This is a genomic window from Pseudomonas sp. F-14 TE3482, assembly GCF_053629455.1.
Map to the genome: position 1 here is coordinate 1 of NZ_JBRJII010000001.1, position 25,190 is coordinate 25,190.

Annotated in this window: 20 protein-coding genes; 8 read left to right on the forward strand and 12 right to left on the reverse strand. The window is 59.4% G+C overall.

Annotation, left to right across the window (positions count from 1 at the left end; all coding sequences use genetic code 11):
* Positions 1-140: 140 nt before the first annotated feature.
* The 9 genes from lysS to AB7M26_RS00045 form a co-directional block, all read right to left on the reverse strand.
* Positions 141-1,643 carry a lysine--tRNA ligase gene (lysS, locus tag AB7M26_RS00005; protein ID WP_123498098.1) on the reverse strand — a complete coding sequence of 501 codons (1,503 nt, stop codon included), beginning with the start codon at positions 1,641-1,643 and terminating at the stop codon, positions 141-143.
* Between the two features lie 111 nt (positions 1,644-1,754).
* Positions 1,755-2,850 (reverse strand): peptide chain release factor 2 gene (gene prfB, locus AB7M26_RS00010; RefSeq protein WP_095920368.1). Its coding sequence is split into 2 segments (ribosomal slippage): positions 1,755-2,777 and positions 2,779-2,850, totalling 1,095 coding nucleotides; the frame shifts between segments, so codons are not numbered across the junction.
* Positions 2,851-3,123: 273 nt separating this feature from the next.
* The gene (locus AB7M26_RS00015; protein WP_429387407.1) at positions 3,124-4,125 is read right to left on the reverse strand and encodes a diguanylate cyclase domain-containing protein; all 1,002 of its coding nucleotides are present in this window, start codon (positions 4,123-4,125) and stop codon (positions 3,124-3,126) included.
* 48 nt (positions 4,126-4,173) lie between these two features.
* Positions 4,174-5,184, reverse strand: a complete 1,011-nt coding sequence (gene cheB, locus AB7M26_RS00020) for a chemotaxis response regulator protein-glutamate methylesterase (protein WP_429387410.1) — start codon at positions 5,182-5,184, stop codon at positions 4,174-4,176.
* Positions 5,181-7,469 carry a hybrid sensor histidine kinase/response regulator gene (locus tag AB7M26_RS00025; protein WP_123498093.1) on the reverse strand — a complete coding sequence of 763 codons (2,289 nt, stop codon included), beginning with the start codon at positions 7,467-7,469 and terminating at the stop codon, positions 5,181-5,183. Before AB7M26_RS00025 ends, cheB begins: the two co-directional genes overlap by 4 nt.
* Positions 7,466-8,149, reverse strand: coding sequence for a chemotaxis protein CheW (locus AB7M26_RS00030; RefSeq protein WP_429387413.1), 684 nt, complete (start codon positions 8,147-8,149; stop codon positions 7,466-7,468). The genes AB7M26_RS00025 and AB7M26_RS00030 overlap by 4 nt, the downstream gene beginning before the upstream one ends.
* Positions 8,146-9,411 (reverse strand): CheR family methyltransferase, encoded by a 1,266-nt coding sequence (locus tag AB7M26_RS00035; protein WP_429387416.1) that lies wholly within the window; start codon positions 9,409-9,411, stop codon positions 8,146-8,148. Before AB7M26_RS00035 ends, AB7M26_RS00030 begins: the two co-directional genes overlap by 4 nt.
* Complete coding sequence (locus AB7M26_RS00040; protein ID WP_123498087.1) at positions 9,408-9,944, reverse strand: chemotaxis protein CheW; 537 nt, start codon at positions 9,942-9,944, stop codon at positions 9,408-9,410. Before AB7M26_RS00040 ends, AB7M26_RS00035 begins: the two co-directional genes overlap by 4 nt.
* On the reverse strand, positions 9,944-11,566 hold the full coding sequence (locus AB7M26_RS00045) for a methyl-accepting chemotaxis protein (RefSeq protein WP_429378001.1): 1,623 nt from the start codon (positions 11,564-11,566) through the stop codon (positions 9,944-9,946). Before AB7M26_RS00045 ends, AB7M26_RS00040 begins: the two co-directional genes overlap by 1 nt.
* A 308-nt stretch (positions 11,567-11,874) precedes the next feature.
* Here AB7M26_RS00045 and AB7M26_RS00050 point away from each other — a divergent pair, with 308 nt between their 5' ends.
* Positions 11,875-12,294 carry a hypothetical protein gene (locus tag AB7M26_RS00050; RefSeq protein ID WP_123498083.1) on the forward strand — a complete coding sequence of 140 codons (420 nt, stop codon included), beginning with the start codon at positions 11,875-11,877 and terminating at the stop codon, positions 12,292-12,294.
* Positions 12,295-12,379: 85 nt separating this feature from the next.
* On the opposite strand, the gene AB7M26_RS00055 is transcribed toward AB7M26_RS00050, so the two are convergent.
* Both AB7M26_RS00055 and AB7M26_RS00060 read right to left on the reverse strand, forming a co-directional pair.
* Positions 12,380-13,096, reverse strand: a complete 717-nt coding sequence (locus AB7M26_RS00055) for a tellurite resistance TerB family protein (RefSeq protein ID WP_123498081.1) — start codon at positions 13,094-13,096, stop codon at positions 12,380-12,382.
* 360 nt (positions 13,097-13,456) lie between these two features.
* Positions 13,457-15,811, reverse strand: coding sequence for a hypothetical protein (locus AB7M26_RS00060; protein ID WP_429387421.1), 2,355 nt, complete (start codon positions 15,809-15,811; stop codon positions 13,457-13,459).
* A gap of 205 nt (positions 15,812-16,016) precedes the next feature.
* Here AB7M26_RS00060 and AB7M26_RS00065 point away from each other — a divergent pair, with 205 nt between their 5' ends.
* The 7 genes from AB7M26_RS00065 (at position 16,017) to AB7M26_RS00095 (ending at position 24,409) form a co-directional block, all read left to right on the forward strand.
* Positions 16,017-16,931: a LysR family transcriptional regulator gene (locus AB7M26_RS00065; protein ID WP_401174771.1), complete on the forward strand. Its 915-nt coding sequence runs from the start codon at positions 16,017-16,019 to the stop codon at positions 16,929-16,931.
* A 129-nt stretch (positions 16,932-17,060) separates the two neighbouring features.
* Positions 17,061-18,518 (forward strand): gamma-aminobutyraldehyde dehydrogenase, encoded by a 1,458-nt coding sequence (locus AB7M26_RS00070; protein WP_429378245.1) that lies wholly within the window; start codon positions 17,061-17,063, stop codon positions 18,516-18,518.
* Between the two features lie 90 nt (positions 18,519-18,608).
* Positions 18,609-19,760, forward strand: a complete 1,152-nt coding sequence (gene ydcS / locus AB7M26_RS00075) for a putative ABC transporter substrate-binding protein YdcS (protein ID WP_123498076.1) — start codon at positions 18,609-18,611, stop codon at positions 19,758-19,760.
* A 248-nt stretch (positions 19,761-20,008) separates the two neighbouring features.
* Entirely contained in the window at positions 20,009-21,046 is a 1,038-nt protein-coding gene (locus tag AB7M26_RS00080) for an ABC transporter ATP-binding protein (protein ID WP_123498145.1), read from the forward strand.
* A gap of 1 nt (position 21,047) precedes the next feature.
* Positions 21,048-21,995 carry an ABC transporter permease gene (locus tag AB7M26_RS00085; RefSeq protein ID WP_123498073.1) on the forward strand — a complete coding sequence of 316 codons (948 nt, stop codon included), beginning with the start codon at positions 21,048-21,050 and terminating at the stop codon, positions 21,993-21,995.
* Positions 21,985-22,809: an ABC transporter permease gene (locus AB7M26_RS00090; protein WP_123498071.1), complete on the forward strand. Its 825-nt coding sequence runs from the start codon at positions 21,985-21,987 to the stop codon at positions 22,807-22,809. The genes AB7M26_RS00085 and AB7M26_RS00090 overlap by 11 nt, the downstream gene beginning before the upstream one ends.
* Positions 22,810-22,984: 175 nt before the next feature.
* On the forward strand, positions 22,985-24,409 hold the full coding sequence (locus tag AB7M26_RS00095) for a gamma-aminobutyraldehyde dehydrogenase (RefSeq protein WP_123498069.1): 1,425 nt from the start codon (positions 22,985-22,987) through the stop codon (positions 24,407-24,409).
* 153 nt (positions 24,410-24,562) lie between these two features.
* Here AB7M26_RS00095 and AB7M26_RS00100 read toward each other — a convergent pair whose 3' ends face one another.
* A complete protein-coding gene (locus AB7M26_RS00100; protein ID WP_123498067.1) occupies positions 24,563-25,189 on the reverse strand; it encodes an RloB family protein in 627 nt (208 codons plus the stop codon).
* Position 25,190 lies beyond the last annotated feature (1 nt).

The following is a 25,190-nucleotide window of genomic DNA, read 5'->3' on the forward strand; positions in this document are numbered from 1 at the left end:
TATCCGCTGCACCTTCTTGAGCCATTGCACGATTCACGACAGGTATTCCTCTCTAAACGTCAAAAGTAACCAATTGATACGTTTGTACCAGACAGGCAATAAAAAGCCGCCTGTTATAGGCGGCTTTTTAATTGAAACACTTACGCTTGTGGCCGCATGTGCGGGAACAGGATCACGTCGCGGATGGACGGTGAGTTGGTCAGCAACATCACCAGACGGTCGATGCCGATCCCTTCACCCGCCGTTGGCGGCATGCCGTACTCCAGCGCGCGAACGAAGTCGGCATCATAGTGCATGGCTTCGTCGTCGCCGGCGTCCTTGTCGGCCACCTGCGCCATGAAACGCTCCGCCTGGTCTTCGGCGTCGTTCAACTCGGAGTAGGCGTTGGCAATTTCACGGCCACCGATAAACAGTTCGAAACGGTCGGTGACGTTCGGGTTCTCGTCGTTACGACGGGCCAGCGGCGACACTTCGAACGGGTACTGGGTGATGAAGTGCGGCTGTTCCAGCTTGTGCTCGACCAGCTCTTCGAAAATCATCACCTGCAATTTGCCCAAACCTTCGAAGCCCAGCACCTTGGCGCCGGCCTTCTTGGCGATGGCGCGGGCCTTGTCGATGTCATTCAGGTCGTCAGCGGTCAGCTCAGGGTTGTACTTGAGGATCGAGTCGAACACCGACAGACGCACGAATGGCTCGCCGAAGTGGAACACCTTGTCGCCGTACGGCACGTCGGTGCTGCCCAGAACCAGTTGAGCCAGTTCGCGGAACAGCTCTTCGGTCAGGTCCATGTTGTCTTCGTAGTCGGCGTAAGCCTGGTAGAACTCCAACATGGTGAATTCAGGGTTGTGACGCGTCGAAACGCCTTCGTTACGGAAGTTGCGGTTGATCTCGAAGACTTTCTCGAAACCGCCGACGACCAAACGCTTGAGGTACAGCTCAGGCGCGATACGCAGGAACATTTCCATGTCCAGCGCGTTGTGGTGAGTCTCGAACGGCTTGGCCGCCGCGCCGCCTGGAATGGTTTGCAGCATCGGCGTTTCCACTTCGAGGAAGTCACGCTTCATCAGGAAGCTGCGGATGTGCGCAATCACTTGCGAGCGAACGCGGAAGGTCTGGCGCACCTCTTCGTTGACGATCAGGTCAACGTAACGCTGACGGTAGCGCTGTTCGGTGTCGGTCAGGCCGTGATGCTTGTCCGGCAGCGGACGCAGGGATTTGGTCAGCAGGCGCACGCTGGTCATTTCGACGTACAGGTCGCCCTTGCCGGAACGCGCCAGGGTGCCTTCGGCGGCAATGATGTCGCCCATGTCCCAGGTTTTCACCGCGGCCAGGGTGTCTTCGGACAGGGTTTTACGGTTGACGTAAACCTGAATGCGACCGGTCATGTCCTGGATCACCATGAACGAGCCACGGTTGAGCATGATGCGACCCGCCACCTTGACCGGGATTGCAGCCTCTGCCAGTTCTTCCTTGGTCTTGTCCGCGTACTGTTTCTGCAAATCTTCGCAGTAATTGTCGCGGCGGAAGTCGTTGGGGAAGGCATTGCCCTTGGCGCGCTCGGCAGCAAGCTTTTCCTTGCGCAGGGCGATCAGGGAGTTTTCTTCCTGTTGCAGGGCTTGCGGGTCGAGTTGTAGGTCGCTCATGTCTTTAAATATTCCATCACAGGTTCGTTGCCCCCAGCCTTTGGCTGGGGATCGCGGGCAAGCCCGCTCCCACAGGATCGCGGTGAATCAGCTGATCACTGCATGCATGTCTTACAAGCCTTGTTTCAGGCTGGCCACCAGGTATTCGTCGATGTCGCCGTCGAGCACCTTGTCGCAGTCGCTGCGTTCGATGTTGGTACGCAGATCCTTGATCCGCGAGGCATCGAGCACATACGAACGGATCTGGTGACCCCAGCCGATATCCGACTTGGTGTCTTCCAGGGCCTGGGAAGCGGCGTTGCGCTTCTGCACTTCCTGCTCATACAAACGCGCCCGCAACATTTTCATCGCGGTGTCTTTGTTCGCATGCTGGGAACGTTCGTTCTGGCAGCTGACCACGGTGTTGGTCGGTACGTGGGTAATCCGTACGGCCGAGTCGGTGGTGTTAACGTGCTGGCCACCGGCACCGGAGGAGCGGTAGGTGTCGATGCGCAGGTCCGACGGGTTGATGTCGATTTCGATGTTGTCATCGATTTCCGGCGACACGAACACGGCCGAGAACGAGGTGTGACGACGGTTGCCGGAGTCGAACGGGCTCTTGCGCACCAGACGGTGCACGCCGATTTCAGTACGCAGCCAGCCAAAGGCGTATTCGCCCTTGATGTGCACGGTAGCGCCTTTGATACCGGCGACTTCACCGGCCGACAGCTCCATGATGGTGGCGTCGAAACCGCGTTTATCCGCCCAGCGCAGGTACATGCGCAGCAGGATGTTGGCCCAGTCCTGAGCCTCGGTACCGCCGGAGCCGGCCTGAATGTCCAGGTAGGCGTTGTTGGCGTCCATCTCACCGCTGAACATGCGACGGAATTCAAGTTTTTCCAGGGATTCGCGCAGGCGCTCGACTTCGGCAGCGACGTCATCGACGGCGGCCTGGTCTTCTTCTTCGGCGGACATCAGCAGCAGGTCTTTGGCATCGGCCAGACCGCTGTGCATTTCGTCGAGGGTTTCGACGATCTGAGCCAGCAGCGACCGCTCGCGGCCCAGCTCCTGAGCGTACGACGGGTTGTTCCAGACACTCGGATCTTCAAGCTCGCGATTGACTTCAGTCAGACGCTCATGCTTTTGATCGTAGTCAAAGATACCCCCGAATAGTTTCGGAGCGCTCGGACAGGTCCTTGATACTGTTAAGGATCGGGTTGATTTCCATGGCGGGCAGCACTCGTTGGCGAACTTTTGAAAGCCGGCGAGTATAACGTAATCAAGCTGCCACGGCAGCCCGCCTGGCGGCTTTAGCGGCGACTGATTAAAGCGAACGCCGAGTAAATCTGTGGCGAGGGAGCTTGCTCCGTTGGACTGCGCAGCAGTCCCCTTCTTTATTTGCGGATAAGAGGGGCCGCTTCGCTGCCCAGCGGGAGCAAGCTCCCTCGCCACAGGGGTGTTTGCCAGCCAAGAGATCTATATTCACAAACCCAGTCGCCTGCTACTCGATCCCCACCTGATTACGCCCATTGTTCTTCGCCAGGTACAGCCCCTTGTCTGCCGCCGAGATCAATTGCCGGCAATCGCTTCCCGGCTGCGGAATCATGGTCGACAGGCCGATACTGATGGTCAGGCACGAACCTTCGGTCGGGAAAATGTGCGGGATTTTCAACCCGGCCACGGTCTGGCGCAGTTTTTCCGCCACCATTCGCGCACCGCCCGGCGAGGTGTTGGGCAGGACCAGGACGAACTCTTCGCCGCCGTAACGGGCCGGCAAGTCCGAAGGTCTGGAGCTGGCGTCGCGAATCGCCGTAGCCACTTTGCGCAGGGCTTCATCGCCTTCGAGGTGGCCAAAGCTGTCGTTGAAGGACTTGAAGTAGTCGACATCGATCATCAGTAGCGACAATTGAGTCTGGTCCCGCAGCGAACGCCGCCACTCCAGCTCCAGGTATTCATCGAAATGCCGGCGGTTCGACAGCCCGGTCAGGCCGTCGGAGTTCATCAGGCGTTGCAGCACCAGGTTGGTGTCGAGCAACTGCTGCTGGCTGACCCGCAGCGCGCGATACGCCGCGTCACGCTGCAGCAGGGTCATGTAGGAGCGCGAGTGATAGCGGATACGCGCCACCAGTTCGATGTTGTCCGGCAGTTTGACCAGGTAATCGTTGGCGCCGGCGGCAAACGCCGCGCTCTTGATCAGTGGGTCTTCCTTGGTCGACAGGACAATGATCGGAATGTCCTTGGTCGCCGGGTGATTACGGTATTCGCGCACCAGGCTCAGGCCGTCGAGGCCGGGCATGACCAGGTCCTGAAGGATTACGGTCGGCTTGATGCGAATCGCCTGGGCGATGGCCTGGTGCGGGTCGGCACAGAAATGGAAGTCGATGTTTTCTTCGTTCGACAAACCACGCCGCACTGCCTCGCCGATCATCGCCTGATCGTCCACCAACAACACCATGGCGGCGTTTTCATCGGTTTTGAAGTCGTCGAGCTGTAATTCATTCATGTGCGGTCACCTGAGTACTGCCTTGGCCACGATTGCTGCTAATAATAGTCATTTTGAGAAGATCTCCAGCAATCGTGGCGCTATCTTGTCCAGTGGACGAACTTCCACAGCCGCGTTAATGGCCGCGGCCGCCTTCGGCATGCCATACACCGCACTGCTTTGTTGGTCCTGAGCGATGGTCAGGTAGCCCTGTTGGCGCATGAGTTTAAGCCCTTGCGCGCCGTCGCGCCCCATACCGGTCAGCAGAACGCCCACGGCGTCACCGCTCCAGTAACTGGCCACACTTTCGAAAAACACATCGATCGACGGCCGATATATCTCGTTGACCGGTTCGGCGGTGTAGGCGAGTGTGCCGTTTTTCAGCAATCGAATGTGATGGTTGGTGCCGGCCAGCAGGACCACGCCGCTTTGCGGCCGTTCGCCTTCCAGGGCCAGGCGCACGTTCAGGCCACTGGCGCTGGCAAGCCATTCGGCCATGCCGGCGGCGAATACCTGATCCACATGCTGGACCAGCACGATGGCCGCCGAAAAATCTCGAGGCAGGCCCTTGAGCAGCACTTCCAGCGCCGCCGGCCCGCCAGCGGATGAACCGATGGCCACCAAATGCTGGCGCGAAGACGAGTGGCGGTGCTGGCTCGGTGCCGATCGCACCCGATTGCTGTGGTCACCAATCAGCCAGCCAATGTTCATGATCTTGCGCAGCAGCGGTGCGGCGGCTTCCTGAGGATTGTCGCCGCCGATAGCCGGGGTATCGACCACATCCAGCGCGCCGTAGCCCATGGCTTCGAATACCCGGTGTACGTTCTGCTCGCGGTCGACGGTGACAATGACTATCGCGCATGGGGTCTCGGCCATGATTCGCCGGGTCGCTTCCACACCGTCCATCAACGGCATGATCAAATCCATCAGGATCAGATCCGGGGTGTATTCAGTGCACCGTTGCACTGCCTCGGCCCCATTGCCGGCGACCCAGACCACATCGTGCGCCGGTTCGAACGCCAAAGCGCGGCGCAAGGCCTCTACCGCCATGGGCATGTCGTTGACGATAGCGATTTTCATGCCCGCGCGCCTCCAATGAGCTCAACCACTGCATCCAGCAAAGCGTCATCATGAAAACTCGCTTTGGCTAGATAATAGTCGGCTCCGGCGTCCAGTCCACGGCGGCGGTCTTCTTCACGGTCCTTGTAGGACACCACCATCACCGGCAGGGATTGCAGACGGTTGTCGCGGCGCACCAAAGACACCAGCTCGATGCCATCCATGCGCGGCATGTCGATGTCAGTGATCAACAGATCGAAGTCCTCTGAACGCAGGGCGTTCCAGCCATCCATGCCGTCCACCGCCACCGCGACGTCATAGCCGCGATTGAGCAGCAGCTTGCGCTGCAACTCACGAACCGTCAGCGAGTCGTCCACCACCAGAATCCGTTTACGCGCCGCTTCGACGGCCTGATTGGCATGCCGGGCAATGCGCTCCAGACGCCCGGTATTGAGCAGTTTGTCCACCGAACGCAGCATGTCTTCGACGTCGACGATCAGCACCACCGAGCCGTCGTCGAGCAAGGCCCCGGCGGAAATGTCCTGCACCTTGCCCAGGCGCTCGTCCAGCGGTAGCACCACCAATGTGCGCTCGCCGATAAAGCGCTCGACTGCCACCCCGTAGATCGCCTCGCGCTCGCGGATGACCACGACTTTGAGGGTTTGCGCGTTGTTCTGGCTCGCCGGGCGATGCAACAGCTGACTGGCGGCGACCAGCCCGACATGCCGGCCTTCGTACCAGAAGTGCTGCCGGCCTTCGACCTGCACGATATCTTCCGGCGCCAGGTCGCACATGCGCTCGATGTGCGCCAGCGGGAAGGCATACGCCTCATCACCGACTTCCACCACCAGGCTGCGCACCACCGACAGCGTCAGCGGCACTTCCAGATGAAAGCGACTGCCCTCGCCCGCTGTCTGCTCCAGCACCACGGCACCGCGCAATTGGCGAACCATATGCTGAACCGCATCCAGCCCCACGCCGCGCCCGGAGACTTCAGTGACGGAGTCGCGCAGGCTGAAACCCGGCAGAAACAGGAACGTCAGCAGCTCCTCTTCGCTCAACTGAGCGGCGGTCTCGGCTGGGGATAACTGCCGTTCGACGATGTTGCGCCGAAGCTTTTCCAGATCAACACCATTGCCGTCATCGCTGAGTTCCAACACCAGCAGACCGGCCTGATGGGATGCTCGCAAACGGATCACGCCTTCTTCCGGTTTGCCGGCCAATAGTCGTTGTTCCCGGGTTTCGATGCCGTGATCCACCGCATTGCGCAGCAGGTGCGTCAGCGGCGCTTCGAGTTTTTCCAGTACGTCGCGGTCGACCTGGGTCTTATCGCCCTCAATCTCCAGCCGCACCTGTTTCCCAAGGTCGCGGCCGAGATCACGGACCATGCGCACTTGCCCGCTCAGCACGTCGGCGAATGGCCGCATGCGACAGGCCAGCGCCGTGTCGTACAACACCTGCGCACGCCGGCTGGCGTGCCAGGCGAACTCGTCCAGCTCGGCGTTTTTTTCCACCAGCAATTGCTGGGACTCGGCCAACAATCGGCGGGCATCGCCCAAGGCTTCCTGGGCTTCGAGACTCAAGGCATGGTCCTTGAGATGGACGTTGAGGTTTTCCAGCGCCCGCAGGCCGTTGCTCTGCATGCGTTTGAGGCGCTGCATGGTGGCCAGGTGCGGCTTGAGCCGCTGGGTTTCCACCAGGGATTTACTCGACAGGTCGAGCAGGCTGTTCAAGCGCTCGGCCGTGACACGCAATACGCGTTCGCCACTTTCGGTGGTGCGTTTAGTCGTGGGCGCTGGCTCGGCGGGCGCTGCCGGGGAGGCTTCGGCGGTGGCCGGCATGGGCGGCTCAACCTTGGGCGTCGGCGGTTGCATCTGAAGCTCTGCCATCGGCGGCGCGATGGGGGCAGTGGCCGCCATGTGATCAAGCAACCGGCCCATCAAGACGACGTAAGCGTCGATATCCGCAGGCGCCGGAGCGTTGCCCGGCGTCGCAATCCGCATCAGCAGATCGGTGCCTTGCAACAGTGCATCAATGTGTTCGGGCCGCAGGTACAGGCGCCCTTCCTGGGCGCTGACCAGGTAATCTTCCATCACATGGGCAACGCTGACCCCGGCATCGACACCGACAATCCGCGCCGCGCCCTTGAGCGAATGGGCGGCGCGCATGCACGACTCAAGGTAATCGGCCTGAGTCGGATCACGCTCAAGCGCCAAAAGACCTGCGCTCAGCACCAGGGTCTGGGCCTCGGCTTCGAGGCTGAACAGTTCCAGCAAAGAGGCGTCACGCATTTGCTCGGGGGTCATGTGAGGCTCCGGGTCACGGCGGACAGCAGCTGTTCTTCATCCAGCCAACGCAGGCTGCGACCTTTGAATTGCAAGACGCCACGGGTGTATCTGGCGCTGGCCTGGGTGCCGGATTGGGACGCCGCATCGAGAATGCGCTCGTCGATAGCGTGAATCCCGTCCACCTCATCCACCGGTACCACCACCGGTCCGCCGTGGGCGGCGATGATCAGCATCCGCGGCATCACCCGCGCGCCGGACGCCACACCACTGGTGGCATCGAGCCCCAGCAACTCCACCAGCGACAGGCATGCCACCAAGGCACCGCGCACATTCGCCACGCCGAGCAACGCCCCGGAGCGCTGGTGCGGCAAGGAGTGAATCGCTTGCAACGGCGCCACTTCGACCAGGCTGCGAGTGGCCAGGCCCAACCATTCTTCGCCGAGGCGAAACATCAGCAGCGAGCGGGTTTTCACATCGCTGCCGGCCACCGTGGATACTTGCTCGCGGTCGTCCTGCCGCAAGGCATAGCGATCGAGCAAGCGCGTGGCGGCGACCGAATACACCGCGCAGTTGCGACAATGAATGTGCTCGCTCAGCAATGGGCAGGACTTGTCGCCGTGGATACCGATGCGGTTCCAGCAGTCGTCGATGGCCTGGGCATTTTCATGGATGACGCTCAAGGAATCGGCGGCGTTCATCGTTTACGCTCACTGTCTGCGGCGCGCTCGCTGCGGGCGGCGCGAGCCTGTAATCGTCGGGCTCCCGCCGTGTCGCCCTGGGACTGGAGCAAGGCGGCCAGATGCATCAACGCGTCGGGGTGTTGCGGTTCGAGGTACAACGCCTTGCGATAAAAGCCCTGGGCCTCGAGAGCGCTGCCGGCGACATCGCTGAGCAGCCCCAGCCAATAGAACACTTGGGCCACCGGCTCGTGACTGCGCAAAAAACTATCGCACGCGGCGCGGGCCTCCGCGCTTTTGCCTTCATTGGCCAGCGCGGCAATGTTCGCCAGCAGCGTGGCGGCGTCTGAAGGGGTGGCAGTGGCAACCGGAGGCATCGACACCACCGTCGCAAAAGGCCGACTGCGCACTGGCGGCGGTGTCACGCTGGGCACCGGTTGTTGCACCGGCAGCGGCGTCGGCACGAAGGTCGCGAGCGGCTCTTGCGCACTTTGACGACTGAAGGCAAACGACTGCGGGATGCCGATCGAGCGCATGCCGAAACGGCCCAGCAGACTGCCTTCCGCCGGGCCGATAAACAGCACGCCGTCGACGTGGGTCAGGCGCTTGAGCACTTCGAACACTTGCTGCTGGGTCGACTGATCGAAATAGATCAGCAAATTGCGGCAGAACACGAAGTCATAAGGTGGCTCACTGGCCAGCAAGGCCGGATCCAGCAGATTGCCAACCTGCAAACGCACCTGCTCAATCACGCGCCCACTGAGGCGATAGTTGTCGTTTTCAGCCGTGAAATGCCGCTCGCGGAAGTCGATGTCCTGGCCACGAAACGAATTCTTGCCGTACAGCGCGAGCCTGGCCTTTTCCACCGACAGCGGGCTGACATCCATGCCGTCGACTTTGAACTGGTGCGGCGCCAGCCCGGCATCGAGCAATGCCATGGCAATGGAATACGGTTCTTCGCCGGTGGAACACGGCAGACTGAGAATCCGCAGGGCGCGCATGTTATTGATCGCCGCCAGCCGTTTGGCCGCCAGTTTCGCCAGCGTGGTGAAGGATTCCGGGTAACGGAAAAACCAGGTCTCGGGGACGATTACCGCTTCGATCAGCGCCTGTTGTTCGTCGCGCGAGCCCAGCAGAGTGTGCCAATACTCATCGGCCGTCTGAACCCGAGCCGCCGTGATGCGCTGGCGCACCGCGCGTTCGATGATCGCCGGGCCGACCGAGCCCACATCGAGGCCAATACGTTCTTTGAGGAAATCGAAAAACCGTTGATCGCTGCTCATCCCTGCTCCTCAAACTGCGCCAGGTCCAGCGGCGGCGAGGGAAACAACAAGGCGCGGACCTGTTCGTCCAGCAAATCGGCAACCCGCACCCATTGCAGTAAACCCTGGGCATCTTCGCGCACCGGCCCCAGGTACGGCGCCTGGCGATTGTCCAGGCCATAAGGCTGAAAGTCCGCCGGGTTGCAGCGCAACGTGTCGGTGGCCTGTTCCAGAATCAGCCCGAGCAATTGCGCAGGCGTCGCCTCATCCGGGCGATAATGCACCAGCACCAGCCGCGTACTGTTGCGAGCCTGGGCCGGTTGGCCGAACGTCAGGGCGCTGAGGTCGATCACCGGCACCACCGCGCCGCGACAGGCAAATACCCCCGCCACCCAGTCCGGTGCCTGGGGAATCGGTTTCAACGGCAGCTGCGGCAGCACTTCGGCCACCTCGATGGCCTGCAAGGCGTAACGCTCGTTGCCGATGCGGAACACCAGAAACAACGACTGTTTCACCGGCATCACCGCGCCGCGCTTGACCGCGAGCTCGCTCATCAGACTTTGAATCGCGAGACGCCGCCACGTAGCCCCACGGCCACCTGGCTCAATTCATCAATGGCGAAACTGGCCTGACGCAAAGACTCGACAGTCTGGCTGCTGGCATCGCCCAACTGCACCAACGCGTGGTTGATCTGCTCGGCGCCGGTGGCCTGGGCCTGCATGCCTTCGTTGACCATCAACACCCGTGGTGCCAGTGCCTGAACCTGATGGATGATCTGCGACAACTGCTCGCCCACCGACTGCACCTCGGACATGCCACGGCGCACTTCTTCAGAAAACTTGTCCATGCCCATGACCCCGGCCGACACCGCCGACTGGATCTCGCGCACCATCTGCTCGATGTCGTAAGTGGCCACCGCAGTCTGGTCTGCCAGGCGCCGTACTTCGGTAGCGACCACGGAAAACCCGCGACCATATTCACCGGCCTTCTCGGCTTCGATCGCGGCATTCAGGGACAACAGGTTGGTCTGGTCGGCGACTTTGACGATGGTCACCACCACCTGATTGATGTTGCCGGCCTTCTCGTTAAGGATCGCCAGTTTGGCGTTGACCAGATCGGCCGCGCCCATCACCGAGTGCATGGTGTCTTCCATGCGCGCCAGGCCTTGTTGACCGGAACCTGCCAGCACCGACGCCTGATCGGCGGCGGTGGAGACCTCGGTCATGGTGCGTACCAGATCCCGCGAAGTGGCGGCAATTTCCCGCGAGGTCGCACCGATTTCGGTGGTGGTGGCAGCGGTTTCGGTGGCCGTGGCCTGCTGCTGCTTGGACGTCGCGGCGATTTCCGTGACCGACGTGGTGACCTGCACCGAGGAGCGCTGGGCCTGGGACACCAGCGAGGTGAGCTCGGTCATCATGTCGTTGAAGCCGGTTTCCACCGCACCAAATTCATCCTTGCGATCAAGATTCAAGCGGCTGCTGAGATCGCCGCTGCGCATGACTTCGAGAATATCCACGATGCGATTCATTGGGGCCATGATCGCGCGCATCAGCAGCAGGCCACAGAGGCCGGCGACGATGATCGCCACCAGCAAAGAGACGCCCATACTGATTTTGGCGTCGGTCACCGCTTCGCCGATGGACAGCGTGGCTCTGTCAGACAGGTCGTGATTCACTTCGATAAGGGTGTTCAACTGCTTGCGCCCATTGACCCAGGCCGGCGTGAGCTTCTGCTCCAGGGCAAGACGCGCTGGCTCGTACTCTTTGCGCTGATAGAGGTCGAGGACGTTGGTCATCTCTTGATTGAAGAGCTGATGACGTGCTTCGAATTCATCGAATGCGGCCTGATCCTGGGGAGTGAAAATGGTCTTGCGGTAATTGACCATCTGCTCGCTCAAGCGCTCTTCGAAGCTCTTGTACATGGCGTGGTCGGCGGGTGTTATCTCGCGACGTCCGGAAAGACCGACAATTTGCTGGGTCAGGTTATAACTGTCGACCCACGCACCGCGCATCATCGAGCTGAAGTAGACACCAGGAACCGCATCGAGGCGGACCCTTTCTGCGCTGGCGTCGATCTTCATCAGCCGAGAAAAGGACACCACAACCATCAACAGCATGATCGCGATAATCACCGCAAAGCTCGCCAAAATGCGTTGGCGCAACGTCCAGTTCTTCACAGTCAGTCCTCGGTGCGGTTCGAATTGCGGGGGAGTATAGCCGAGGGCGGTGCTTCGGTTATCAGATGGGCGAGCAAGGCCGGGATTGGATCTGGATGGGGCTTTGCGCGATAGAGGGTGGGTGCCAGGGGTAATTCGGAGGAAACGAACTATGGAAGGGTCATTGAGGGGTGTGGTGCAGTTCAGAATAAAAATTAACAAACCAATATCAAAACACGCTAACCAACTATCAACTCTGACAGTAGCCACTACCCTGATGAATTATTACTCTACGACCTGTATAAACACCAACTAACGAGCACACCATCATGCCAGCACCCAAAGACTACGATAGCCTGAAAGCGAAAGGCGAAAAGGCCATAGGAACAATGTCTGCATTCCTCAACGACACACAAATACTTGATACCAAAACGATAACTTACGTACGAGGCAATGAAGTTTATATGTTCTTCGGCGAAAGCGAAGACCGGAGCTTTGTGCTTCTCAGCTTTCCAGAAGCACTGGACCCCAGCGAAATACATACTGTACGTTACCCAGAAGATTTTGAGGGTTTAAACAGTTCATGGCAAGCCGCTGACAAAAATTCACCTCTAACCGTAAAAAAAGGCTCCTTAACACAACTAAAATTCTTCGACTCGGGAAAGCGTTCTTTCGAAGGTACATTTGACATCGATTTAGAAGGCGATCTTGGCAAATTAACCGGAAAGTTTCATATTCCAAAACAATAGTAACATCACTAAAACAATAAACCCCATCAACACAATCAGTTGATGGGGTTTTCTTCTTTATAGCCTAACGTCGTCCCAAGCCCGATCAAGCGATTCTAACTTGCTTCTCCAACTCGGCCTTCAACCCCGGCTCCAGCTTCAACTGCCGCGCCAGTTCATCGAGGTAGGACTTTTCCATGAAGCTCTCTTCGTCCACCAGCATCACACTGGCGATGTACATTTCAGCCGCCATTTCCGGCGTACTCGCAGCGCGGGCGACGTCGGTCGGGTCCAGCGGTTTGTTGAGTTCAGCATGCAGCCACTGCTGCAGTTCCTGATCGTTGTCGAGCTTGGTGAACTCGCCTTCGATCAACGCACGCTCGCGTTCATCCACATGACCATCGGCTTTGGCCGCCGCCACCAGCGCCTTGAGAATCGCCTGGCTGTGCTGCTCGACTTGCGCCGCCGGCACGCGGTCGAGGGTTTGCGGTTCGGTCTTCGGCGCGCTGCCTTGCTGGGCCTGCCAATTTCCGTAAGCCTTATAGGCAATGACCCCCAACGCGGCGAGGCCGCCGTAAGTCAGGGCCTTGCCGCCCACGCTGCGAGCCTTCTTGCTGCCCAGCAGCAGGCCCATGGCCCCGGCCGCCAACGCACCGCCGCCGGCACCCGAAAGCACACTGCCGAGCCCGCCAGCCCCACCACTACCACCAAGCAAGCCGCCCAGCCCACCGCCAGCCGATTTGTTCTGCGTCCCGCCAGCCTTGTTCTGCAACAGATCCTGACCGGACTTGAGTAACTGATCGAGCAATCCACGGGTGTTCATTTGCTGCCTCCACGAATTCGGGTTAACCGGATCATTAAGGCCATGAGCCTGGACCGAAAGTGCCCGGTGCCGTCGGGTGAGAGTGCTTCAGGATGTTGCTTGCTACTCGTGGCTGTGGATTTCCAATAAAAAACGGGATGGATTTATTAACTAAATAAATCCATCCCGATTATTTTGTCTCTAGTATTTTATTGGAGGGGGAAATTGACGTCGGTCTTTAAATAGATCCGCCTGTTCACGCAAAAAAAAAAAAAAAAAAAAAAAATCAAACCCCCAATGCAATCCATCGAGGGTTTGATTGAAATAGATATGAACCTATTTCTGGGCTAGACACTCCTTACTTACCATTCCAACAACTTGTTAATCTGAGATATCTGCTCCGAGCTCTGTACCTCCCAACTCTTCAGTCGTTGGGGCCGGGGTAGTATCAATACGACACGCTACCGCAGAAGGCCCTTGGGTAGCATGGGCAAAAGAGTACTGCCCATTGGACATTACAACTGTCCAGCTGTGATTGATCTGAGAGTGAGGTTCGTGCGTCCACGTCGCATTGTGTAACCAGCCTGCAGCCTGAACAATACCTCCCGTCTGTCCTACGTAAGTGTCATACACCGCTCTAAGCTGTGCGCGATTGATTGGCAGTCCTCCTCCTTGGGCTATACACGCCCGTTCAGCGTCGAACTGATTCATCAGACTGCCAATTCGCATAAACATTATCACCCCAGTCACTGTAATTTTATGAGTAACCGAAGCGCCCTTACTGTCTGTGACCTTCAACGTAGTGGTCCCTCTCCCCGCCACTCGTACCTTCCCCGCAGCATCAATCGTCGCCACGTTATTACTGGCAGAGCTGTATGTATAGGGAGGAACGCCTCCTGTCCCAACTCGAGTGTAGGTAGCATCGTCAGGCGGATTTATTGGCGGAATACCGCGAACAACGCTGTAACTTGGAAGGTTCAATGTTACATCAGCACCGAATGACAAAGGCACAACCACAGTAAAAGTCCAGACTGTCGAAACCTGACCACTGCCATACAGCGCTTTCGCGGTGAAATGGTGCTCCGCCACATCCAGCGCCGTGACCACCAGGGTCCAGATCCCGGTCGCCGCGTCGGCGACAGGTTCGCCCTTGACGGTGGTGCCATCGAGAATCTGCACCTTCTGGCCTTTGCTGGCCGTACCGGTGAGCGTCACGCTGGTCTCGACGGTGAAACCGTTGTGAGGGACTTCGACGTTCTTGGCGTCTTTCACCGAGGTAATGGTCGGTGCAACGACTGCCGTTACATTCACCACCCACGCCGCCGAAACCTGACCACTGCCATACAGCGCTTTAGCCGTCAGGCTACGCACACCGACCGCGACGGATATGGTTGCGGTCCAAATCCCGCCCACTGCGGTGAGTTCGCCTCCTATTGGGGCATCTCCATCATAGAGCTGCACTTTTTGGCCAACACTGGCGCTACCCGTGATCGTGATCGAGGTCTCGATCGTGGTACCACCATTGTCGATTTCACCCTTTGAATCTGTCACGCGGTCGATTACTGGCGGCACAGTCACGGCCTCACCAATCACCCGCGCCTTGGCCTCCCTCGAGGAATATTTCTGCTCGCCGTTTCTTTTCAGCACATAGGCCACACTCACCGTCTGGACGGAAACGACCTTGTCATTCGGGATTTCCAGTACCACACGCACCGGATCCCCGAATTCGTCCGCCTGAACATTTCCCCCTACGGTCATCACAACATCCGGCAGCCCCGGTGATTGGCCGGTGTAGGTCGCTTCGATGAAGTCGCCCACTTCGAAGCGAGGGTCTCTCACCAGGATAATCACATACAGGTAGGCCCCCAGTTTTCCCAGGTCGATGGTGCCTGACTCGTCGTCGGCCTCACTCAGAATTTCGCGCAGAATCGCAGCTGGCAAGCGGGTGCCCGCCAAGTCCTCTTCCACGGTTTGAGTCGCAGACCAGATAGCATCGGTGTCCGGGACGTTTCCGAGCTGGTCGGTGACGGTGTAGGAAAAGTTGAGTTCATGGTCGGGTCTTTGCGCGACCTCCAGGTGGGCGCGGGTCACGGTAAAACACACCCTGGTCGCGATCGGTGAGCCCGGATCGGGTGGTTCAGGCGCTTCGTCCCTGCCAACGATGAAATGCATGGACTCACCGTTACACTTCAGGGTAATCGTGTCGTAGGCTCGGCAGTAGGGATAAGACACACACACTTGGGCACTGACGAAGTCGGGGCCGACGCCGTTCTTGATGGCGTCGGGCAACAATAACTCCAGCTCGGAATGGCCCTCGACCTCCGGAAATCTGTCTTTTAAACCGGGCCGGATTTTGTTGTACAGCATCGTCAGCATCGGTGAGGTACCGATATTGTTGCTGCCGCGCTTGATGATGTAGAAGAGTTCATTGATCCGATCCGCATGCAACCGGCCTTTGGGGATACGCAGGGTCGTGATCGCGTTCTCATCCTCAATGATTTTGCTGTACAGAAACGTGGTCTCCCCGACCAGCCACAGCTCCATGACATCCCCGGGATTCATCGTGCCCGACAACGGCGGATCGATCTCGACGGTGGCGCCCTCACCGTCAGTGACGAGATCGTAAATCACCAGGGACACGCCGATATCGGCCCCTATGACTGGCCGGGTCGCGTCAGGCACTCGGGGTCTATCCAGCACTAGTACGGTGTTATCGGGCGATTCCGGTAGGGTCATGATAAAGGCTCCTGCACGATGGGCTTTGGGTTGGGTTATCCAATACCGATACGCGGGAACTGGCTACTGTCAGAATTAACAGGTAGACGACTTTTCCAGACAAACGGTAAAGCGTATCCCCAGATGCCGCTGCGCAGGCTACCCATCGATTTAAAAGATATACACTCGGGCAAATCGATAAAAACCGCCCACCCGGTAATTCCCCATGATGACCCTGCGTCAGATCCGCCACTTCATTGCCGTGGCCGAGACCGGTTCGATCTCTGCCGCGGCGCAAACCGCGTTCATTTCTCAATCCACCCTGACCCTGGCCATCCAGCAACTGGAGCAGGAAATCGGTGTCGGCCTGTTCAATCGCCACGCCAAGGGCATGACCCTGACCCACCAGGGTCATCAATTCCTGCGCCAGGCACACCTGATTCTGGCCACGGTGGAGAATGCCAAACGCAGCCTGCAACAGAGCACCGATCAGGTTGCCGGGCAGTTGATCATCGGCGTGACCAGCCTGGTTGCCGGTTATTACCTGGCGGATTTGCTCACCCGGTTCCAGCGCGCTTACCCCAACGTTGAAATACGCGTGATGGAAGACGAGCGGCCGTACATCGAGCATTTGCTGGTCAGCGGTGAAATTGATGTGGGCGTGCTGATCCTTTCCAATCTGGAAGACCGCCACGCCTTGCAGACCGAAGTCCTGACCCACTCGCCCCATCGGCTGTGGCTGCCGGCCCAGCATCCGCTGCTGGAACACGACAGCATCAACCTCGCCGATGTCGCTCGCGAGCCGCTGATTCAGCTGAACGTCGATGAAATGGACCGCAACGCCCAGCGCATGTGGTCGGCGGCCTCGCTGCAACCGCGCATCACCTTGCGAACAGCCTCGACGGAAGCGGTACGAAGCCTGGTCGCCGCGGGCTTGGGCGTTTCCATTCAACCGGACATGACTTACCGCCCGTGGTCCCTGGAGGGCGACATCATCGAAGCGCGGCCGATCGCCGACCTGAGCCAGACCCTCGATGTCGGTCTGGCGTGGCGTCGCGGCACTGCCCGGCCCGCGCTGGTGGACCCGTTCCTGACCGTCGCTCGCGAACAACCCCATGGCGGGCGCAAGCCATCTATTTAATCGAACGCCGCCTTCAGTATTTAGTATTTGTCGACCACAAGCCCGGCCACTAGTCTTGAGGCATCTATAAGACGGCCTGGCCCAGTCACAGGGAATCCCATGGCCACACAAGAAAAGAGAACCCGAAAAATGGCTGGCGCGCAGACTCCGTTGTTCACCGCGTTGTTGATCGATGGCGAGTTGGTCGCGGGTCAGGGTTTCGTCGAACCCATCCTCAACCCGGCCACCGGAGAAGTGCTGACGCACATTGCCGAAGCCAGCACCGAGCAGGTCGAAACCGCGATCCTCGCCGCCCACCGCGCCTTTGCCAGTTGGTCGCGGACCACGCCGCAGCAGCGCTCGAACCTGCTGCTGGACATCGCCAACGCCATTGAAAAAAACGCCGACCTGCTCGCCCGCCTCGAATCCCTGAACTGCGGCAAGCCGTTGCACCTGGCGCGTCAGGACGATTTGAGCGCCACGGTCGATGTGTTCCGTTTCTTCGCCGGTGCCGTGCGTTGCCAGACCGGCCAGCTCAGCGGCGAATACTTGCCGGGTTACACCAGCATGGTTCGCCGCGATCCGATTGGCGTGGTCGCCTCGATTGCGCCGTGGAACTACCCGATCATGATGGCCGCCTGGAAAATCGCCCCCGCCCTCGCCGCGGGCAACACGCTGGTGTTCAAACCGTCGGAACACACGCCACTGTCGATTCTGGCGTTGGCACCGGCGCTCGCCGAGATCCTGCCGCGCGGGGTGATCAACATCATTTGCGGTGGCGGTGAAGGCGTCGGCAGCCATTTGGTCAGCCACCCGAAAGTGCGCATGGTGTCGCTGACTGGCGATATCGTCACCGGACAAAAAATCCTCCAGGCCGCGGCGAAAACCCTGAAACGCACCCACCTCGAACTCGGCGGCAAGGCCCCGGTGATTGTCTGCAACGATGCGGACATTCAAGCGGTGGTCGAGGGCGTGCGCACCTACGGCTATTACAACGCCGGCCAGGACTGCACCGCCGCGTGCCGGATTTATGCCCAGGCCGGGATTCATGACCGCTTGGTGGCGGAACTCGGCGCAGCGGTCGGCAGCCTGCGTTTTGCCGGTAAACGTGATGCCGACAACGAGATCGGCCCGCTGATCAGCACTCGCCAGCGCGACCGCGTGGCCAGTTTCGTCGAGCGTGCCCTCGGCCAGCCGCACATCGAGCGAGTGACCGGCGCGGCGGTGCATTCCGGTGCCGGCTTCTATTACCAGCCCACTTTGCTGGCCGGTTGCAAACAGAGCGATGAAATCGTCCAGCGCGAAGTGTTCGGGCCGGTGGTCACCGTGACCCGTTTCGATGAGCTCGAACAAGCAGTGGACTGGGCCAACGACTCGGAATACGGCCTCGCCTCCTCGGTCTGGACCCAGAATCTCGACAAAGCCATGCAGGTCGCAGCGCGTTTGCAGTACGGCTGCACCTGGATCAACAGCCATTTCATGCTGGTCAGCGAAATGCCCCATGGCGGCCTGAAGCGCTCGGGCTATGGCAAAGACTTATCCAGTGATTCGCTGCAGGACTACAGCGTGGTGCGCCACATCATGGCCCGTCACGGACAGCATTTATAAAAGCGCACTACGCTAACAATTAGCCATAACGGCATTGGCTTCACCCCGTTCAGAACTGCCCCGACCATAATTTAAAGAAGAGGGTTCACCATGCTTGTGCACAAGACCGCACTGCTCAGTGCAATCACCACGGCACTGCTGGCCAGCGCCAGCCTGCAAGCCGCCGAGCCGCTGAAAGCCGTCGGTGCCGGCGAAGGTCAGCTGGATATCGTCGCCTGGCCCGGCTATATCGAACGGGGCGAAACCGACAAGACCTACGACTGGGTGACCGGCTTCGAGAAGGAAACCGGCTGCAAGGTCAACGTCAAGACGGCCGGCACGTCCGATGAAATGGTCAGCCTGATGGCCAAGGGCGGTTACGACCTGGTGACGGCGTCCGGCGACGCCTCCCTGCGTCTGATCGCCGGCAAACGTGTGCAACCGATCAATACCGCATTGATTCCCAACTGGAAAAATCTCGATCCGCGCCTCAAGGATGCGCCGTGGTATGTGGTCAACAACCAGACTTACGGCACCCCTTATCAATGGGGCCCGAACGTGTTGATGTACAACACCAAGGTGTTCACGCAGCCACCTACCAGTTGGGGGGTGCTGTTCGAAGAGCAGAAGCTGTCCGACGGCAAATCCAACAAGGGCCGCGTGCAAGCGTATGACGGCCCGATCTACATCGCCGACGCGGCGCTGTACCTGAAAACCGCCAAGCCGGAACTGGGCATCACGGATCCTTACCTGCTCGACGAAAAACAGTACAAGGCCGTTCTCGACCTGCTGCGCGCCCAGCAAAAGTTGATCCATCGCTACTGGCACGACACCACCGTGCAGATGAGTGACTTCAAGAACGAAGGCGTGGTGGCCTCCAGTTCCTGGCCCTATCAGGTCAACGGCCTGATGAACGAGAAACAGCCCGTCGCCTCGACCATCCCCAAAGAAGGCGCCACTGGATGGGCCGACACCACCATGCTGCACGCCGAGGCCAAGCACCCGAACTGCGCGTACAAATGGATGGACTGGTCGCTCACGCCGAAGGTCCAGGGCGATGTGTCCGCCTGGTTCGGCTCGCTGCCGGCGGTCCCGGCGGCGTGTAAGGCCAGCGAACTGCTGGGCGCCGAGGGTTGCAAGACCAACGGTTTCGATCAGTTCGACAAGATCGCCTTCTGGAAAACTCCGCAGGCTGAAGGTGGCAAGTACGTGCCTTATAGCCGCTGGACCCAGGATTACATTGCGATTATGGGGGGCAGGTAACACTCGGTACATAGTTGGCGAGGAATACTTGTGGCGAGGGAGCTTGCTCCCGCTGGGTGGCGAAGCCGCCCCAAAAACCAGTCACTGCGGTCTACCAGGTAAACCGCATTAACCCTTTTTTGGGAGTGCTACGCACTCCAGCGGGAGCAAGCTCCCTCGCCACAAAAGCCCATCGATCACGATTCAGATTTTTCAGAAGTCCAGGCAAGGCCACTGTGATGATCCTCGCCTTTTCGGAGCAACGCACCATGACGCTTGCAGTCCAGTTCACCAACGTTTCCCGGCAGTTCGGCGAGGTGAAGGCCGTTGACCGGGTTTCTATCGATATCCAGGACGGCGAGTTCTTTTCCATGCTGGGCCCCTCCGGCTCGGGCAAAACCACCTGCCTGCGCCTGATCGCCGGTTTCGAACAACCGAGCGCGGGTTCCATCCGTATTCACGGCGCCGAAGCTGCGGGGTTACCGCCGTATCAGCGTGACGTGAATACTGTGTTCCAGGACTACGCGTTGTTCCCGCACATGAACGTACTCGACAACGTCGCCTACGGTTTGAAAGTCAAAGGTGTCGGCAAGACCGAACGCCAAAAACGCGCCGAAGAAGCCCTCGATATGGTCGCCCTCGGCGGCTACGGCGAGCGCAAACCGGTGCAACTCTCCGGCGGCCAGCGCCAGCGCGTGGCCCTGGCCCGCGCGTTGGTCAATCGCCCGCGTGTGTTGTTGCTCGACGAACCCTTGGGTGCCCTCGATCTGAAACTGCGCGAGCAAATGCAAGGCGAGCTGAAGAAGCTGCAACGCCAGCTCGGCATCACGTTTATCTTCGTCACTCACGACCAGACCGAAGCGCTGTCGATGTCCGACCGCGTGGCCGTGTTCAACAAGGGCCGCATCGAACAGGTCGACACACCGCGCAACCTGTACATGAAGCCGGCAACCACGTTCGTCGCAGAATTCGTTGGCACTTCCAATGTGATTCGCGGCGATCTGGCCCGGCAGTTGAGCGGCAATCCACAGCCGTTTTCGATCCGCCCGGAACACGTGCGTTTCGCCGAAGGCCCGCTGGCCAGCCATGAAATCGAAGTCAGCGGCCTGCTGCACGACATCCAGTACCAAGGCAGCGCCACCCGCTATGAACTGAAACTGGAAAACGGCCAGACATTGAACATCAGCCAGGCCAACGTTCAGTGGCTGGATGTCAGCACGCAACATCAGACCGGGCAACGCATCAGCGCTCGTTGGGCGCGCGAGGCGATGATCCCGCTGCACGATAATGTTGTGGGCGGGGTGTGAGATGAACAGCGTGGCCGCTCCTCAAACCCCTGCCAGCGGCTCTCCGTTGCGCCGGTTTTCGAACGTGCTGTACCGGCGGCCGAACCTGTATCTGTCGCTGCTGCTGGTGCCGCCGCTGCTGTGGTTCGGTGCGATCTACCTCGGTTCGCTGTTGACGTTGTTGTGGCAAGGCTTCTACACCTTCGATGACTTCACCATGGCGGTCACGCCCGACCTGACCCTGGCGAATTTCACCGCACTGTTCCAGCCGTCAAACTTCGACATCATCCTGCGCACCCTGAGCATGGCTGTCGTCGTGTCGATCGCCAGTGCGGTCGTGGCGTTCCCGATCGCCTACTACATGGCGCGCTACACCACCGGCAAGACCAAGGCGTTTTTCTACATCGCGGTGATGATGCCAATGTGGGCCAGTTACATCGTCAAGGCCTACGCCTGGACCTTGCTGCTGGCCAAGGGCGGCGTGGCCCAGTGGTTTGTTCAGCACCTGGGGCTGGAGCCGGTGTTGCAGTTCGTGCTCGGGATTCCGGGCGTCGGCGGCAGCACCTTGTCGACCTCGCATCTGGGGCGGTTCATGGTGTTCGTCTACATCTGGCTGCCGTTCATGATCCTGCCGATCCAGGCCTCACTGGAACGCCTGCCGCCGTCCTTGCTGCAAGCCTCGGCGGACCTTGGTGCCAAGCCGCGTCAGACCTTCATGCAAGTGATTCTGCCGCTGTCGATTCCGGGCATCGCCGCCGGTTCGATCTTCACCTTTTCGTTGACCCTGGGCGATTTCATCGTGCCGCAACTGGTGGGCCCGCCGGGCTACTTCATCGGCAGCATGGTCTACGCCCAGCAAGGAGCGATCGGCAATATGCCGATGGCGGCGGCCTTCACGCTGGTGCCGATCGTGCTGATCGCCATTTACCTGTCCATCGTCAAACGTCTGGGGGCTTTCGATGCGCTCTGATACTTCATCTCAAGACCGGGCATCCCTGGGCCTGCGCATCGCCGCCTGGGGCGGGTTGGTGTTCTTGCACTTCCCGATCCTGATCATCTTCCTCTACGCCTTCAACACCGAAGACGCGGCGTTCAGCTTTCCGCCCAAGGGCTTTACCCTGAAGTGGATCGGCGTGGCGTTCTCCCGCCCCGACGTGCTGGAAGCGATCAAGCTGTCGTTGCAAATCGCGGCCGTCGCCACATTGATTGCGCTGGTCCTGGGCACTCTTGCGTCGGCGGCGTTGTACCGGCGGGACTTCTTCGGCAAGCAAGGCATCTCGCTGATGCTGATCCTGCCGATTGCCCTGCCCGGGATCATCACCGGGATCGCGCTGTTGGCGACGTTCAAAACGCTAGGGATCGAACCGGGGATGTTCACCATCATCGTCGGCCACGCGACCTTCTGCGTGGTGATCGTCTACAACAACGTCATCGCCCGCTTGCGCCGCACTTCATACAGTTTGATTGAGGCCTCGATGGACCTCGGCGCCGACGGCTGGCAGACCTTCCGCTACATCGTCCTGCCGAACCTCGGCTCGGCGATGCTGGCCGGTGGCATGCTGGCGTTTGCGCTGTCGTTCGACGAAATCATCGTCACCACCTTCACCGCCGGCCATGAACGCACCTTGCCACTGTGGCTGCTCAACCAGCTTAGCCGCCCACGGGACGTGCCGGTCACCAACGTCGTCGCGATGCTGGTGATGATGGTGACCATGCTGCCGATCCTCGGCGCCTATTACCTGACCCGGGGCGGGGAAAGCGTTGCGGGCAGTGGCGGGAAATAACGGACAACGCATTTCCAAGGTGAAAACCGGATCCTGTGGGAGCGGGCTTGCCCGCGATAGCGGTCTTACAGTCGACATTTCAGTTGAATGTCAGTCAGTCATCGCGGGCAAGCCCGCTCCCACAGGGGGCCGGTTTCAGCAGGAACACATAAGCAGCTTCGATGAGGACATAGCCATGCAAACCAAACTCTTGATCAACGGCCAACTCGTCAATGGCGACGGCCCCGCCCAAGCCGTGTTCAACCCGGCTCTGGGCCGTGTGCTGGTAGAAATCAACGAAGCCAGCGAAGCCCAGGTCGACGCCGCCGTGCGTGCCGCCGACAACGCCTTCCAAGCCTGGTCGCAAACCACGCCGAAAGAACGCTCGTTGCTGCTGCTCAAACTCGCCGACATCATCGAAGCCCATGGCGAAGAGCTGGCCAAACTGGAGTCGGACAATTGCGGCAAACCCTACAGCGCCGCGCTGAATGATGAGATCCCGGCGATTGCCGACGTTTTCCGTTTCTTCGCCGGCGCCAACCGTTGCATGAGCGGCGCGCTGGGAGGGGAATACCTGCCCGGCCACACCTCGATGATCCGCCGCGACCCGGTGGGCGTGATTGCCTCCATCGCGCCGTGGAACTACCCGCTAATGATGCTCGCCTGGAAAATCGCCCCGGCCCTGGCCGCCGGTAATACCGTGGTGCTCAAGCCGTCGGAGCAAACCCCGCTGACCGCCCTGCGCCTGGCAGAACTGGCGTCGGACATCTTCCCGGCTGGTGTGCTTAACTTGGTGTTCGGTCGTGGTCCTACGGTCGGCAGCCCATTGGTCACACATCCGAAAGTGCGCATGGTGTCGCTGACCGGCTCCATCGCCACCGGCTCGAACATCATTTCCAGCACCGCCGCAAACGTCAAACGCCTGCATATGGAACTGGGCGGCAAGGCACCGGTGATTATCTTCGACGATGCGGACATCGACGCCGCCGTGGAAGGCATTCGCACCTTCGGTTTCTACAACGCTGGTCAGGATTGCACCGCCGCCTGCCGCATTTACGCGCAAGCAGGCATCTACGACCAGTTCGTCGAGAAGCTCGGTGCGGCCGTCAGCAGTATCAAGTACGGCTTGCAGGACGATCCCTCGACGGAGCTTGGCCCGTTGATCAGCGCACAACATCGCGACCGCGTGACCGCGTTGGTCGAACGTGCCATGGCGCAACCACACATCCGTTTGATCACGGGCGGCAAAGCGGTGGAAGGCAATGGCTTCTTCTTTGAGCCAACGGTGCTGGCCGACGTGCAACAAGACGACGAGATCGTGCGCCGCGAAGTGTTCGGGCCGGTAGTGTCGGTCACCAGGTTCACCGATGAAGCGCAGGCATTGGCCTGGGCCAACGATTCAGACTACGGCCTGGCGTCATCGGTCTGGACCACGGACGTCGGCCGCGCGCATCGCCTGTCTGCACGCTTGCAGTACGGCTGCACGTGGGTGAATACCCACTTCATGCTGGTCAGCGAAATGCCCCATGGCGGTCAGAAACTGTCTGGTTACGGGAAGGACATGTCGATGTATGGGCTGGAGGATTACACCGTTGTGCGGCATGTGATGTTCAAGCATTGAAAGCTTCGCGGGCAAGTCGGATCGCCGCACCGCTCGCTCCTACAGGGTTTACGTCGTTTGATCGACACAAAACCTGTAGGAGCGAGCGGTGCGGCGATCCGACTTGCCCGCAAATGGCGTCATCACGAACTCAAGGAAGGCACCCGAGGGCTGTTAGATCGGTTGTGGTTTGGAAAGGATTTCAAATTCATCCATCAGCAGATGGATTTCGGTACTCGGATTGGGTTCGCCGCTGATGGCGACGTCTTCGAGAATCTTGGGTGCCAAGGCTCTGGCTTTCTGAAAAGGTTCACCCAATAGCTGAGCAAAATAGTTGATGCCTTTGCCCTTTTGGTACGTATCCATGTTCGGTTTTTCTCTGAGGCTTTTGGCTACCAAGTCGCCGGGAGAGTTTTTCCCAACAGCTCTAAATGGCTTTCGATTGAAGCCGAAGTGCAAAAGAAGCCAAAACTCAAAACAGGGAAACGATGCTATGACTTTGATTTTCGGATGAGGCCTCGCCAGATCTATCGCCCTTTCGAAACATTGGTGCGTATCGCGATCCAATGCACAAAACACTTTGTCGAAACGTTTCTGACGGGCAATGGCTCTTTCTACTATTCCACTCGGGTGCGTGACGCCGCAGTGGGCAATTTCTACCTGAGCTTTGGCGCGAAAATGAAACGCGGCCTCCTCCAGGTACCGTTTTCCTGACTTGCTATCTTCACAGAGAACCAGCACTTGGGGCTGAGGCTTGAATCTTGATTTCTTCCGATCAAATGATTTTTTCGAGTGCACCATT